General features: G+C 49.9%; 7 protein-coding genes. 6 read left to right on the top strand and 1 reads right to left on the bottom strand.

Features of this window, described 5'->3' with window-relative positions; all coding sequences use genetic code 11:
• Window positions 1-2 precede the first annotated feature (2 nt).
• Entirely contained in the window at window positions 3-737 is a 735-nt protein-coding gene (locus tag REC12_RS07435) for a polysaccharide deacetylase family protein (RefSeq protein WP_308893263.1), read from the bottom strand.
• A gap of 346 nt (window positions 738-1,083) precedes the next feature.
• Here REC12_RS07435 and REC12_RS07430 point away from each other — a divergent pair, with 346 nt between their 5' ends.
• The 6 genes from REC12_RS07430 (at window position 1,084) to REC12_RS07405 (ending at window position 14,293) form a co-directional block, all read left to right on the top strand.
• Entirely contained in the window at window positions 1,084-2,025 is a 942-nt protein-coding gene (locus REC12_RS07430; protein WP_308893262.1) for a BadF/BadG/BcrA/BcrD ATPase family protein, read from the top strand.
• A 92-nt stretch (window positions 2,026-2,117) separates the two neighbouring features.
• Window positions 2,118-5,678, top strand: coding sequence for a helicase-exonuclease AddAB subunit AddB (gene addB / locus REC12_RS07425; protein ID WP_308893261.1), 3,561 nt, complete (start codon window positions 2,118-2,120; stop codon window positions 5,676-5,678).
• Window positions 5,671-9,648, top strand: coding sequence for a helicase-exonuclease AddAB subunit AddA (gene addA / locus REC12_RS07420; RefSeq protein WP_308893327.1), 3,978 nt, complete (start codon window positions 5,671-5,673; stop codon window positions 9,646-9,648). Before addB ends, addA begins: the two co-directional genes overlap by 8 nt.
• 154 nt (window positions 9,649-9,802) lie before the next feature.
• The gene (locus REC12_RS07415; protein WP_308893260.1) at window positions 9,803-12,835 is read left to right on the top strand and encodes an FAD-dependent oxidoreductase; all 3,033 of its coding nucleotides are present in this window, start codon (window positions 9,803-9,805) and stop codon (window positions 12,833-12,835) included.
• Between the two features lie 35 nt (window positions 12,836-12,870).
• Window positions 12,871-13,353 (top strand): hydrogenase iron-sulfur subunit, encoded by a 483-nt coding sequence (locus REC12_RS07410; protein ID WP_374214184.1) that lies wholly within the window; start codon window positions 12,871-12,873, stop codon window positions 13,351-13,353.
• Window positions 13,346-14,293, top strand: a complete 948-nt coding sequence (locus REC12_RS07405; protein WP_308893258.1) for a 4Fe-4S ferredoxin — start codon at window positions 13,346-13,348, stop codon at window positions 14,291-14,293. The genes REC12_RS07410 and REC12_RS07405 overlap by 8 nt, the downstream gene beginning before the upstream one ends.
• Window positions 14,294-14,300 lie beyond the last annotated feature (7 nt).

The raw sequence follows: 14,300 nt of genomic DNA, 5'->3' as shown, positions 1-14,300 counted from the left end.
GGTTACTTTAATTCACTATCGCCGGCATCGAAGGTTTTCAATTCGCTTAAGGTGACAAAACGATAACCTTGCCTTTGAAGAGAATCAATTATTTTCGCTAAAGATTTTACGGTTTGAGTGCGCTGAAACCCGCCGTCGTGTAAAAGTATAATCGCTCCCGGAAAGACGTTGTCCAGAACATTTTTAACGATTTGATTTACTCCGGGATTACGCCAGTCTTTGCTGTCCACACTCCAAAGAGCAACAACCTGACCGTTTTTTTTGATACTTTCCAACTGCCACTTGGTTAAGAAACCTCCCGGGGGACGATAAAAATACGTGTGTGTGCCTGTTGCCGCATAAACTTCCTGGTCTGTGCGATTTATTTCCGTCAAGAGCCGCTGTTGCCGATAATCGTGGTTAAAACTGTGATTCCCGATTTCATGCCCTTCTTTGGCTAAGCGCTTTAACAAATCCGGGTTTTCCTGGGCCGCTTGCCCTAAAACAAAAAATGTAGCCCGCACGCCTTTTTCTTTAAGGATGTCCAGTACTGCCGGCGTATCAATCGGATCAGGGCCATCATCAAAGGTTAAGGCTACGACTTTTTCCCGGGTATGGGCCATATAATAGGTTCCCGGTGCGCGGACAATTGAGGGCGTTGTCAAGGAATAAGCTGTTAAGTAGCAGATCCCCCCTAAAACGATGACTAATGAAAGACATAGGATCAGTTTGCGGCGAGTTAGGACGTAAATCGGCACCTCATTCACCTCCAAGTGCTTCTTTAATACCTATGGATAAATAACTTGTTCCATACCTAGCTCTCTTTATAAATTAACAGATCCCTTATAAACGCACGCTTTTCGGATGTCTGCCCAGGTTTCTTTACTTTGGGAAAGTCGCGGAGCTTGGGGTGGCTAAAGCAGTGGGCAGCGGTTTGACCGTTGTTCTCCACTGCTTTTATAATGGAGATCATGTTATAATTTTAATGAAACCTATTTCGAAGTTAACAGCTAAAAACGGTAAGTATTGGAGATAGAATAGATTGAAGGAATTCAACAAAGACGAAGGCTATTTAGATCTAAAAGGGGATAGGATGTGGATCGGATGGGAGTAAAAATCGGAGTAGACGGCGGAGGAAGCAAGACAGAAATTGTCGCCCTCGATGCTTCCGGGCAAGTCCTTTGTTCTCAGCGCAATCCTTCGAGCAATTATCATGTCGTCGGTATGATGCAAGCCGTTCGAAGTATCGTCTCGGGAATTCAGGATTGCTTTAAAGAGGAGCCGCTGGAAGGCATCGGCATTAGTCTTGCCGGGATAGACACTGCGGAGGACTGGAATATAATGGCTAACGGTATCCGCGCTGCTTTAGTGAGTGTGGAGCAGGAACGGGGAACCTCCTTCCGGAATCTTCCTATTGTCCTGGAAAACGATGCTTTTGGAGCTTTAATGTCCGTGCGGGGGACATTTTCCGGAAATGTTTTGGCAGTAGGCACCGGGACTGTTGCTTTAGGGGTTAACCGGGCAGGAAAGGCCTGTCGGGTCGGAGGCTGGGGGCATCTCATCGGTGATCAGGGCAGCGGCTATGACATAGGACGCAAAGCCCTGGTGGCCATGATCGCTTCCTTTGACGGATACGGACCGAAAAGCGTTTTAGAATCCTTAATAACGCAACATTTAAGGCTAAATCAAGTGCGCGAAATCGTCGACTGGCTGAATCAGGCCAACCGCACCAACAAGGACGTGGCTGCTCTCGTTCCCGTCGTTGTTGAAGCCGCAGGCGGAGGAGACTCTGCGGCTCAAACCATCCTGCAAGAGGCGGGACGGGATTTAGGTCTGCTGACTTTGGCCCTTCTGCGCCAAACCCAAGGGCAGGAGCTGGGTCTTGTAGGAGGAATTGTCCATATTTGGGAATTCATTAAGCCTTCTTTCCAGTTAACAATAGAAGAAGAATTTCCCGCTCTTCAATTTCTTACCCCTTGTTATCCGCCTTCTGTCGGGGCAGCCCTTTTAAGTGAGATTGCCCAAGTGCGCCATATTGAGTTTTAGGGGGATGGAACTTTGAATTCGCATGATGCTCTGAAAAGCGAACAGACGGTTGCCGCCAAGCGCCAGAGTGTCCGAAGAAAAGAGGGATTGATTTGAGCCTCAAAGTAGTAATCGGCCGGGCGGGAAGCGGTAAAAGCACCCTCTGCCTGGAAGAAATCCGCCGCGAGCTTCGCACTCAGCCCTGGGGACCACCGATAATTCTCTTAGTTCCGGAACAGGCAACCTATCAAATGGAGGTGGCTCTGGCTAATACGCCGGAATTGGGAGGAAGCCTCCGGGCCCAGGTCCTGAGCTTCCGGAGAATGGGCTGGCGGGTTTTGGCGGAGACCGGGGGAGGGTTAAAAGCTCTGATAGGAGCAACCGGCAAACGAATGCTGCTGCGCCGGATTCTCTTAAAACACCGCTTTGAACTAAAAGCCTTTGCACGTTCGGCAACTCGCCCCGGCATGGCTGAGCTTTTGGCTCAGGCCATTGCTGAATTTAAGCTTTATCGCGTTACTCCCGCTGATTTGCGTCAAGTTAGCAGCGCTCGGGAGATTTTGGGAGATAAGCTCAATGACCTGGCTTTGATTTACGAAGAATTTCAATCCTCCCTTGGACAAGTGGGGCGCGATCCGGATGATGAACTGTCCGTCTTGGCAGAAAAGATTCCCGGCGCACCTCTGATTCAAGGGGCTCGGGTGTGGGTGGACGGCTTTACAGGATATACTCCCCAGGAACTCGAAGTTTTAAAAAACCTGCTGACTACGGCTGCCGAGGTCGTGGTAACAATTCCCCTCGATCCGGGTCTCTTTAACCCGGAACGAGGCGGGGAAGAAGGACAGCTAAGGGTAGGAGAAGAACTGTTTACCGGCTCTTGGCAAACCTGGCAATCCTTGCAGCGGCTGGCGGCGGAAAGCGGAATTCCCATGCATCCCCCGCTCCTGCTGGAGACAACGAAACGTTTTAAACATCCCTGGCTCGGGCATTTGGAGAAGTATTATTCAGCCTACCCAACAAAGCCTTATGCGGAAATTCCCTCCAATGACCTCAACCCGGGGATTCAGATTTTATCCGCCGTCAACCGGCGGGCGGAAGTTGAGGGAGTCGCCCGGGAGTTGCGCCGTTTGGCCAGAGACGAAGGGCTGTCTTGGCAAGACATGTCCGTGATGACACGTGATCTTTCCGGCTATCATGAACTGATCTCGCAAGTCTTTACCGCCTATGCCATTCCGCTTTACATTGATCATAAACATTCTATTCTTCATCATCCCTTGATCGAATTAGTGCTTTCCAGTTTAGAAGTAGCTGCAAGCAATTGGGGATATGAACCCCTTTTCCGCTGTTTAAAAACAGACTTTTTTCCGCTCTCCAGAGATGCTGTTGACCGTCTGGAAAATTACGTTCTGGAACATGGGATAGGGGGCAGAAGCTGGAGCGGCAATGTTCCCTGGCGCTACCACCGCCAGTGGTCGCTGGGCCGCAATGAGGTGCAGCATGAGCTTGAACTGAAGCTTGAATCTCAGCTCAATTCCTACCGGGCAACTATCCATGAACTCCTTGCCCCCTTATGTGAAGTGTTGGCAGCGAAAGGCGAAGGAGAACGTTTAACTGTTCGGGAAATCAGCAAAACGCTGTTTGATTTTTTGGCAGAACTCCAAGTTCCTTTAACCTTAAAAACCTGGGCGGATCAAGCCCGGAAAGCCGGAGAATTGAGCGAGGCCCGATTGCACGAACAACTCTGGCCGGCCATTATGCAAGTCCTCGATGAAATCGTGAGCAGCCTGGGGGATGAGCAACTGGAACTGGAGGACTATTCCTTGATTCTGGCTTCCGGAATTGAGGGCTTGGAGCTGGGGCAAATTCCTCCCGGACTTGATCAGGTTTTAGTAGGCTCCCTGGACCGTTCCCGGAATCCCGAGGTACGAGTACAATTCCTCCTCGGGGCCAACGAAGGAGTTCTTCCGGCCAGACCTGCATCCGAGGGGGTCCTTGATTACGAGGAACGAAAGCTTTTAGAAAAAGAAGGGGTATCCTTAGCCCCTAAAGGAAAGGCTCAGACTTTTGAGGAACAATTTTATATCTATACAGCTTTCAGCCGGGCTAGGGAGAAGCTTGTAATTACCTACCCCCTTACCGACGAAGAGGGGAAAGGCCTCACAGTCTCTTCCGTTATCCTGCGCCTGAAACAACTTTTTCCAATTGCTGAAGAGTACCTGGGCAATCAGGAACCTATCGCCTGTATCAGTCAAGCGGATACTGTCCTTCAATACTATGCCGAACAAATGCGCACTTTGCGCCGGGGTGAACGGCTGTCCCCTTTATGGGAGGCGGCTGAACGCTGGTTAAGTGAGAGTCCCCGTCACCAGGGAAAGCTAAATTTTATCCGTTCCGGTCTGCTCACGAAGAATCAGGAAGAGCAAATTCAGCGCCCTCTGGCACGCCGCCTTTACGGCAAGCGGCTAATGGCCAGTGTGTCCCGTTTAGAACAGTTTGCCAAATGTCCTTTTGGGCATTTTGCCCGTTATGGGCTGAAACTGCGCGAACGTTCCACCTATCAGCTTTCCAAACCGGATATGGGGCAATTTTTTCACACTCTTTTACATGATTTTGCTCTTCAACTGCAAGAAAGAGGCTTGGATTGGGGGAGACTGACCAGAGAAGAATCCTGGGCTCTTATCAGTGAGCTGGCGGATCAGTTAGCTCCAAGCCTGCAGCACGAAATTCTCTTAAGCAGCGCCCGCTACCGCTATTTAACTCACAAACTCAAACGCACCGTGCATCATGCCGTGCGGGTACTGGGAGAACATGCCCGGCGAGGGGTATTTATTCCCATCCAACTGGAAGTCAAATTCGGCCCTGATGAAACCCTCCCGGGTGTGGAAATCCCCCTTTCCGAGGGAGATACTTTATTGTTGTCCGGACAAATTGACCGTGTTGACGCCGCCTTTCTCAATGGCCAGGTATTTCTGAGAATTCTCGATTATAAATCGCGTGAACAATCTTTAAGCTTGGATACAATCTATTACGGGCTCAATCTCCAACTGCTCACTTATCTCAATGTGGCCTTAGAGGGAGCGGAGGTTTTGCTGAACGCTGCTTCCCCCGCGACGCCTGCCGGCTTTTTGTATTTTCCCGTACTCGAACCTCAGTTGGAAGAGAAAAGCCCCCTCAGCGCGGAGGAGTTGGAACTTCAGCGCCTGAAGGCCGTTAAAATCAGCGGTTATTTATTGGCCAATCCTCAGGTTTTAGAAGCGATGGACTCTTCCTTCACCTCAGGGCGCTCTGATTTACTCGGACTCAAGCTGAATAAGGACGGCACCTTTCGCAAAGGTGCCAACGTTCTCACGGAGGAGCAGTTTTCTTTGCTGCAAAAATATCTTTATCACACTCTGCGGCAGAGCGGCGAGGAGATTATTTCCGGCAATATTTCCTTATCCCCCTACCGGCGCGGCCAAAACACGGGCTGTCAATACTGTTCCTACCGACCTGTGTGCCACTTCGACCCCTATCTGTCCGAAAATCACTATAGGGATCTGCTTGCTTTAAATCAAGAGGAACTATGGCAAAGACTGGAGAGCATTCCGGCTCACCAAACAGCAAACCTTCCTCCGAAAGAGGATACAGCCCCGGGAGGGTTACATTGGCTGGAAGGAGGAGATCTCACTGAGTAAGACGTTATGGACCAGCGAACAACGCGCCGCTATTACGCTGCGCGGGCAGCTGCTTGTTGCCGCGGCCGCCGGCTCCGGTAAGACCGCCGTTCTTGTAGAGAGAATTATTCAGCAGATTACGGATGCGGAAAAGCCTGCCGCTGTCGACCGTTTTTTAGTTGTAACCTTTACTAAAGCCGCCGCCAACGAAATGCGCGAACGAATCGGCAAAGCTATTGATGAAGCCTTGTTCCTGGAACATGACCTTCAGGCCTTGGAGCACCTCCTGCAGCAGCGCACTCTTCTGCAAAGCGCCAATATTACTACCCTGCATTCCTTTTGCTTAGAATTAATCCGCAAATATTTTTATCAGCTTGAGCTTGATCCGGCTTTTCGGGTGGCCGATCAGGCGGAAATAACTCTCTTGCGTCAAGATGTCGTCGAGGATCTTTTTGAAACCCGTTACGAACAGGGAGACCCCGACTTTATTCGGCTCATCGATGCCTTCGGTTCAGACCGTGACGATCAAGTGGTTATGGAACAGACGCTGCGTCTTTTTGAATTTGCTCAAAGCCAGCCTAATCCCGCGGAATGGCTGAAAAATCTTGCCCAAGCCTATTTGTGGGACAGTCCGGAAGCCCTGATGCAGAGCGAATGGGGACAAACTGTCCGTCAAGGCTTTGCGGACTCGGTCACGGAATGTCTCAGTCTTTTGGAAAACGCTGAGCAAATTGCCCAACAGCCGGAGGGACCGGCCCAGTATGCGGAAACCTTACAAGATGACCTTAACCGCCTGCGCTTATTGAGCCGAATTCTGACTTCCGGAACCTGGGAGCAGATTGAAAATCAGTATCAGGAAGCCATTACGTTTCCTAAGCTTGCAGCCACGCGTGGCAAAGCCGATAAGTCGCTGCAAGAAGAATGCAAAAAGCTGAGGGACGAGGCCAAGAAAAAGCTTAATGCCCTCAACGAGGAGCTGTTCGTTTACCCTCTCGACCAGCAGGTTCAAGCCTTGCGGGGCATGGGCAAGCTGGCGGAGACCATCGCCTCTTTAGTCCTGGAATTTGCTCAAAGTTACGCGCGGGCCAAACGACAGCGCAACGTCTTGGATTTTTCTGATCTGGAGCATTTTGCCCTGCGTCTCCTGGTGCAAGAGGAAGGACCAACCTTGATTGCCCAAGGGTTGCAGGAGTATTTTACCGAGGTCTTAGTGGATGAGTACCAAGACATCAACCCTGTTCAGGAACGTATTTTACAACTCGTATCCCGGCAGGAGGACTCAGCGAACTTTTTTATGGTTGGCGATGTCAAGCAGAGCATTTACCGCTTTCGTATGGCAGACCCCGGCCTATTTCTCGCCAAGTATCACAACTTGCCTCACTGGAATTCCGCAAAACAGGCCGAACTCTCCGCTTCTGCCGACCTGGTCATCGATTTGAACCGCAATTTTCGCAGCCGCCGGGAAATTGTCAGCGGGGTGAACTTTCTTTTCCGACAGATCATGACGGAGGAAAGCGGAGAGATTTCTTATGATGATCAAGCGGCTTTGCAATATGGAGCTTCCTTCGTTAGCGGCCAGGATCTGATCCGCACTGCGGAAGGACCGATCGAAGTCCACCTGATTGATTTAAAAGAAATAAAAAATTCTTTAACGACTCAGCCCTTGGGAAATGCTCCAAGCTCCGAAGACGATTTAAGCGCAGCCCATGAGGAAATGTCCGCTGAAGAGTTTGATAAGGCCAGGGTAGAGGCCCGCTTTGTCCGGGAGCGAATCCAGGCCCTGGTTAAGAATTCCGAGTTTCAAATTCATGACAAAAAGCTGGGGAATTTTCGCCCTGTCCGCTATTCGGATATTGTCATCTTAATGCGTTCCTACTCCGCGGTGGCGCCCATCTATGTCGAAGAATTTCAAGCTGCCGGGGTTCCCGTTTATGCCGAAACCACTTCAGGCTATTTTGGGGCAAGCGAAGTGGAGACGATGCTCTCTCTCTTAAAAGTAATAGATAATCCACACCTGGATATTCCTCTGGCCGGGGTTCTGCGTTCTCCTCTCGTCGGCCTCAACGGGAGTGAGCTGGGAAAACTGCGGATGATGCTGCCCGAGGGAGACTTTTATGAGGCCTTAGCCCTAGCTGTCTGGGCCGGCTTCGAGGATGAAAAGCTTTCTCCGGAAGCAAGCGGGACCTTCGGCCGGATGCTGACTCTTTATGAAGACAGCCTGGCGGCGAAAAGGGAAAAGGCCCGCGGTTTGTTAGCAACAACCCCGGGTTTAAAAGAAAAGCTTATTACTTTTTGGCACAACCTGGAGACCTGGCGAACAAGATCCCGCCATACTTCTCTGGCCGATTTGCTCTGGTCCCTTTACGAAGAGTCCGGGTATTTGGCTTATGTAGGGACTTTGCCGGCGGGCGTCCAGCGCCAGGCCAATCTCCGTGTGCTTTATGACCGGGCCAAACGCTATGAGGCAACCAGATACCGCGGTTTGTTTCGTTTTCTTCGTTTTTTGGAACGTTTTCAAGGACAGGGGAACGATCTGGGAAACGCCCGTGCCCTGGGGGAAAATGAAGATGTTGTTCGCCTGATTACAGTCCACGCCAGCAAAGGCCTGGAGTTTCCGGTGGTATTTGTTGTCGGCCTGGGAAGGGCCTTTAACACCCAGGGTCTGAGGGGGAAAATGCTCCTTCATGCCAGGCTGGGTCTTGGTATGCCTATTATTGACGTGGAGAATAATGTCCGTTATCCCTCCTTGATCCAGTACGCGGTTCAGCAGCGGCTGAGCCAGGAAACTCTGGCCGAGGAATTGCGCATTCTCTATGTGGCTCTGACCCGTGCCAAAGAACGGCTGTTCCTCTATGGGAATGTGGAAAACCTGGAGAATACCCTGCTTAAATGGCGGCGCAGTTCAGATTGGCAAGATATTGCTTTACCTGCCGGCCAACTTCGCAGCGCCAAATCCTTTCTCGATTGGATCGGCCCGGCCCTGATTCGTCATCCCCTGTTTAATCCGGAGGAGACTTCCGGCTTGTCTGCCGCAACCCTGCCCGAAAACGATTCGAGTTGGGAAATCGTCTGCCACCGCAGCTTCACAGCGGCTGAGGAGGCAAATCTTGGCGGAGAGCTTGAATCATCTCAGGCGGAGGACAACCGGGATATCCTTCTGACAGAGGATTCCGCCGCAACCATATCCTCTGAGCAATGGTATGCGGAAATTGACCGCCGCCTAAGCTGGCAATATCCCCATCTCGTCAATCAAGCAGCCAAAACCAGTGTTTCAGAATTAAAGCGCCGCCACACCTGGTATGTGCCGGAAGATACGGCACAGCATCCTGCTATCCGCTCGCAATCCGACTTGTCGGTTCGGCCTAAATTTATGCAGTCGGCGCAGCCTTTGACAGCCTCAGAGCGCGGAAGCGCCATGCATACCGTTATGCAGCATTTGCCGTTGCCAGAGTGGGGCAAGGTTTGGTCAACGCTGACATCAAGCAACCAACTTAATACCATTCAGGAAGTGCTGAGTAACTTTGAAAAGAGGGAAATTTTAAGTTCGGAACAAAGAAGCGTCATCCAGCCTGCCCAAATTATTCAGCTTCTGAACAGTTCCGCGGGGCAGCGGCTTTTGCAAGCGGATCAGCTCCTGCGCGAGGTTCCTTTTACGTTAACCTTCCCTCCTCAAAAAGAAGCTTCAACGAATATCCTAATTCAGGGAGTCATAGATGTAGTAATGATCTTTCAAAAGGAAGAGGGGGTTTGGGCAGAAATTCTCGATTATAAAACGGACTCTTTGTCCCAAGGAAGGGAGGACTCAGAGCAGCTTCTCAGGGACAGGTATGCCCTTCAGCTCACTCTTTACGCTCTGGCTATTGAACGACTGCTGGGCATCCGGGTCACCCAATGCTCGCTGTACTCGTTTGCCTTGGGCCGTGAAATCATTGTTCCCAGTGAGCTTCGCCTGGAGATCCGGCGGTCCCTTGAGAATCAGCTATTTTTATGATACTAGCCAATTCTTTTATTGAATAATTACATTCTTCTATAATATTTCGGCATTTTAAGAGAGGATTTTTAATTTATTTGGCGAATTATTAGTTGTTGTTCCTTGTGATTGTTGTAACTATTGCAAAGAGAGTAAAGATGAAAGAGGTGTTATAATGAGTCAAAATAAAATCGGTGCCGTTATGATCGTAGGCGCTGGAATTGCCGGCATCCAATCTGCACTTGATTTGGCGGAGTCGGGGTACATGGTTCATTTGGTGGAAGAATCGTCAGCCATTGGCGGAACCATGCCAATGTTAGATAAGACCTTCCCTACGAATGACTGCTCCATGTGTATTTTGTCTCCTAAGTTGGTTGAATGCGGACGGCATCTTAATGTTCGCATTTACACGAATTCCCAGGTTGTTAAAACCGAAGGGGAAGCAGGGAACTTTAAAGTTACCATTAAGCAACAACCACGCTACGTCGATGTTGACAAATGCACAGGCTGCGGGTCCTGCGCGGAAGTATGTCCTGTGAAAGTGGACGATGAATTCAATCAAGGCATCGGAAAACGCAAGGCTATCTATAAACAATATTCCCAGGCATTTCCCAACGCTTATGCCATTGACGCAAAAAAATGCTTATTTCAAACCACCGGTAAAGCTAAGGGCAAGGACATTTGCAAAAAGTGTCTGAAAGCTTGTCAGGCCGGCGCCATCGACCACGAGATGGAAGCTAAGGAAATCGAGATTGAAGTTGGTTCCGTCATTCTGAACCCCGGTTTTAAAATCTTTGATGCCGGTTCTTTAGATTATTATGGCTACGGCAAAATCAAAAGCGTCGTCACCAGTCTGGAGTTTGAGCGTCTCTTGAGCGCTTCCGGACCTTTTGACGGTCATTTAGTCCGCCCCTTTGACCAAAAAGAACCGCAAAGGATCGCCTGGATTCAATGCGTAGGCTCCAGAAACTCCAAAATTAAAAAGAATTATTGCTCCGGTGTCTGCTGCATGTACGCCATCAAAGAAGCGGTCATCGCCAAAGAGCATAGTCATATACCGGTAGATACCACAATCTTTTATATGGATATGAGGACTCCCGGCAAAGACTTCGAAAAATATTACGACAATGCCAAGAACAATCAAGGAGTTCGCTTTGTCCGCTCGCGTATTTATGAGGTTACCGAGGCCAAAGACGGCTCAGGCGATGCGGTCATTCGCTATTCCAACGAAGACGGTCAAATCTCCACAGAGCAATTCGATCTCGTTGTTCTTTCCGTCGGTTTAGAGCCAGGGGAAAGTTCCAAAGTCTTGGCTCAAACTTTAGATCTGAAAGTTAATAAATTTGGTTTTGCTGAACTTGAACCTCTCAGCGGTGTCAATACTTCCCGTGAAGGAATTTTCGCCGCCGGCGCTTTCAGCGGACCGCGCGATATTCCGGAAACCGTTATGCAAGCCAGCGCAGCCGCCGGTGCCGCCTCTGCTTTGTTATCCCAGGAACGGGGCAGTCTGGTCAGCGAAAAAGAGTATCCCCCGGAGAAAGAAGTCGCCGGAGATGTTATTCGTACCGGAGTTTTCATCTGTCATTGCGGGGTCAACATCGGTAGCGTTGTCAATGTGCCCTCCGTTGTAGAATACGCTAAAACCCTGCCTACCGTTGTTTACGCAACGGAGAAGATTTATGCCTGTTCCCAGGATGCTCAAGCATCGATGAAAGCTATGATCGAAGAGCACAAATTAAACAGAGTTGTCGTTTCTTCCTGCAGCCCCCGCACTCACGAGCCCTTATTCCAGGAGACCTTAAAAGAAGCCGGCTTAAACGCCCACTTATTTGACATGGCCAACATTCGCGACCAATGCTCCTGGGTACACATGCACGAGCCGGAAAAAGCTACGGAAAAAGCCAAAGACCTTACCCGTCTGGCTATTGTCCGCGCTTCGATGCAGCAGTCTGTACAGCCGATATATATGGACATGAATCATGCTGCTTTAGTGATCGGCGGCGGAGTAGCCGGGATGACCAGTGCTTTGTCCTTGGCGGATCAAGGATATGAAGTTCATCTCGTTGAAAAAAGTCAGGAACTGGGTGGCTTTGGCAAACGTTTCTCTACGGGATTCCGGGGGGAAGACATCAAAGCCTTTATCGGCGGACTTATCGAACGTGTCGGCCAGCATCCGCAGATCACCTTGCATTTAGGCAAGGAAATTCAAGATGTCGGAGGCTTCTTAGGTAGCTTCACAACAACTTTAAAGGACGGAGAACAGATCCGCCATGGAGTTGCCATCATTGCTATCGGCGGTCTGGAATATCAACCGCACGAGTATCTTTACGGGCAGGACTCCCGCGTTATGACCCAAATTCAATTGGACGAAGCCTTAGTTCGTCATGATGACCTTGTCAACAAAGCTCAGAACTATGTATTTATCCAGTGCGTAGGTTCACGTTGCGAGGAAAACCCCTATTGCAGCCGCACTTGCTGCACCAAATCTGTGAAGCTGGCCTTAAAAGTTAAAGCCAAGAATCCTTCCGCCAATGTCTTTGTGCTCTATCGTGATATGAGAACCTACAGCTATTTTGAAGAAGATTATGAACTGGCCCGCAGGAGCGGAATTCTCTTTGTCCGCTACAGTGAAAATGCCAAACCTGTTGTTAGCAAAGAGGGAGAAACTCTTGTTGTGACGGTCAATGATCATGTCTTAAATCGTCCCATCGAAATTGAAGCCGACATCATTTGCCTGGCAGCTGCCATTAAAGCTCCGGAAGACGGCAAGAAACTGTCCAAATGGTTTAAAGTGCCTCTGAACAACGAAGGCTTCTTCCTGGAAGCTCATATGAAACTGAGACCTGTCGATTTCAGCACCGATGGTGTCTATATGGCCGGTATCGCCCATAGTCCGAAAAATATGGAAGAAGTCATCGCCCAAGCCAAGGCTGCCGCCGGTCGGGCGGGTGTGGCCCTGTCGAAGGAACAAGTTGAATCCGCCGGCTTAAATGCCTTTGTTAACAAACGCAAATGTACTGCCTGTGGAACCTGCGAAGCCGTATGTTCAGCCAAGGCTGTCAGCGTGGACCTGGAGAACCGCGTAGCCGTGGTGAATGATGCACTGTGTAAAGGCTGCGGAGCATGTGCTTCCAGTTGCCGCTGCGGTGCCATCAATCTTAGAGGATGTACTAATGAACAAATCGTAGAAATGTTAAACTTCTTCTAAAATTGAACTGCTTTAATAAGGTTAAGGAAAGGTAGATGTTTATGGAAGAATGTCAAGTAAACGTATCTGATACGGATAATAAAGCATACCAGCCTAAAATTGCCGCCTTTTTGTGCAACTGGTGCAGTTATGCCGGGGCAGATCTGGCAGGAGTCAGCCGTTTTCAATACCCGGCGACCATCAGAACCATCCGTGTCCCATGTTCCGGAAGAATCAACCCTCTCTATCTTTTAAAAGCTATGGCCAATGGAGCGGACGGAGTTTTAGTTTCCGGCTGCCACCCTGGTGATTGCCATTATATCAGCGGGAACTTTGTCGCCCGGCGCAAATTTGCCCTGATTAAGTCCCTGTTGAAACATGTGGGCTTAGAAGAAGACCGGGTTAATTTCTCTTGGGTATCCGCTGCCGAGGGCGTTCGCTTTTCGGAAGTGGTCAAAGGGGTTACGGAGCGTGTTGCTGCCCTGGGACCCAACAACAGTGTATTTAAAGTAAAGGACGGGGGTGGAACGGATGAGTAGTATTGTTGAAGATATCCGAGAAACGGCCCGCCAATTACTGGCCGACGGAAAAGTTGACGTTGTCATTGGCTATGAAAGAGGTTCTCTGCCTCTGAAAGCAACTCCTTGTTTTGTACGCACAGCCCAGGATACCGAAAAACTCATTTGGGATGAAACCTGTGAAAATAATTTAGCAGCCTTTTCCTATAAAATTCCCGGTAAGAAGGCTATTGTCGCTAAAGGCTGCGACAGCCGGGCTTTAGTCGTACTCTTGCAAGAGAACCAATTGAAGAGAGAGGATCTTTACATTATTGGTGTTTCCTGTCAAGGGGTTGTTGACAAGAGAAAAATCGAAAATGAATTGGGCGAAATCATTGAAGCAACTATCGCGGATGGCCGCGTTACGGTGAAAGGTATGTCCGGAGACGGGATGTTTACCTTTGCTGAAGTAAAAGATGCCACCTGCCAAACCTGCCGCTATCCTAATCCCGTCATCGAAGATGTTCATTTAGGAGGAACTGTGGATTCGGAACAATCCCTCCTGTTTGCCGATGTTCTGGAGATGGAAGCTAAAGCCGACAGCGAACGGGCTGCTTATTTCGGTGAGCAGATGGATAAATGTATTCGTTGCTATTCTTGCCGCAACGCTTGTCCGCTATGTTATTGTCAGGAATGCTTCGTAGACTGCAACAGCCCTCGCTGGCTGACAGGCGGTGTGGACCGGGCTGAGAATCTTTTCTTCCAGGCAGGCCGTGTTCTCCACCTGGCAGGACGCTGCGTTGATTGCGGGGCTTGCAGCAGAGCTTGCCCGCAGGGCGTCGATATTCGCGCTCTAAACCGCAAAATGAGCCGGGACGTATTGGAAATGTACCACCACGAATCCGGAATTAGCGAAGACGTTAAACCGGCACTTAATGTATACAGCGGGGATGACCCAGAAGCGTTTTTGGTAAAGGAGTGAGGTGAAG

The sequence above is a fragment of the Candidatus Desulfosporosinus nitrosoreducens genome (assembly GCF_030954495.1).
GTDB classification, from domain to species: domain Bacteria; phylum Bacillota; class Desulfitobacteriia; order Desulfitobacteriales; family Desulfitobacteriaceae; genus Desulfosporosinus; species Desulfosporosinus nitrosoreducens.
Note: the sequence above shows the minus strand (reverse complement) of the source record. Positions and strands in the feature narration are given on the sequence as shown.

Excerpts from the sequence above, each read along its gene's own strand:
- REC12_RS07410 (WP_374214184.1), top strand. The coding sequence starts at position 12,871 with ATGTTTATGGAAGAATGTCAAGTAAACGTATCTGATACGGATAATAAA.
- REC12_RS07405 (WP_308893258.1), top strand. The coding sequence starts at position 13,346 with ATGAGTAGTATTGTTGAAGATATCCGAGAAACGGCCCGCCAATTACTG.
- REC12_RS07430 (WP_308893262.1), top strand. The coding sequence starts at position 1,084 with ATGGGAGTAAAAATCGGAGTAGACGGCGGAGGAAGCAAGACAGAAATT.
- REC12_RS07415 (WP_308893260.1), top strand. The coding sequence starts at position 9,803 with ATGAGTCAAAATAAAATCGGTGCCGTTATGATCGTAGGCGCTGGAATT.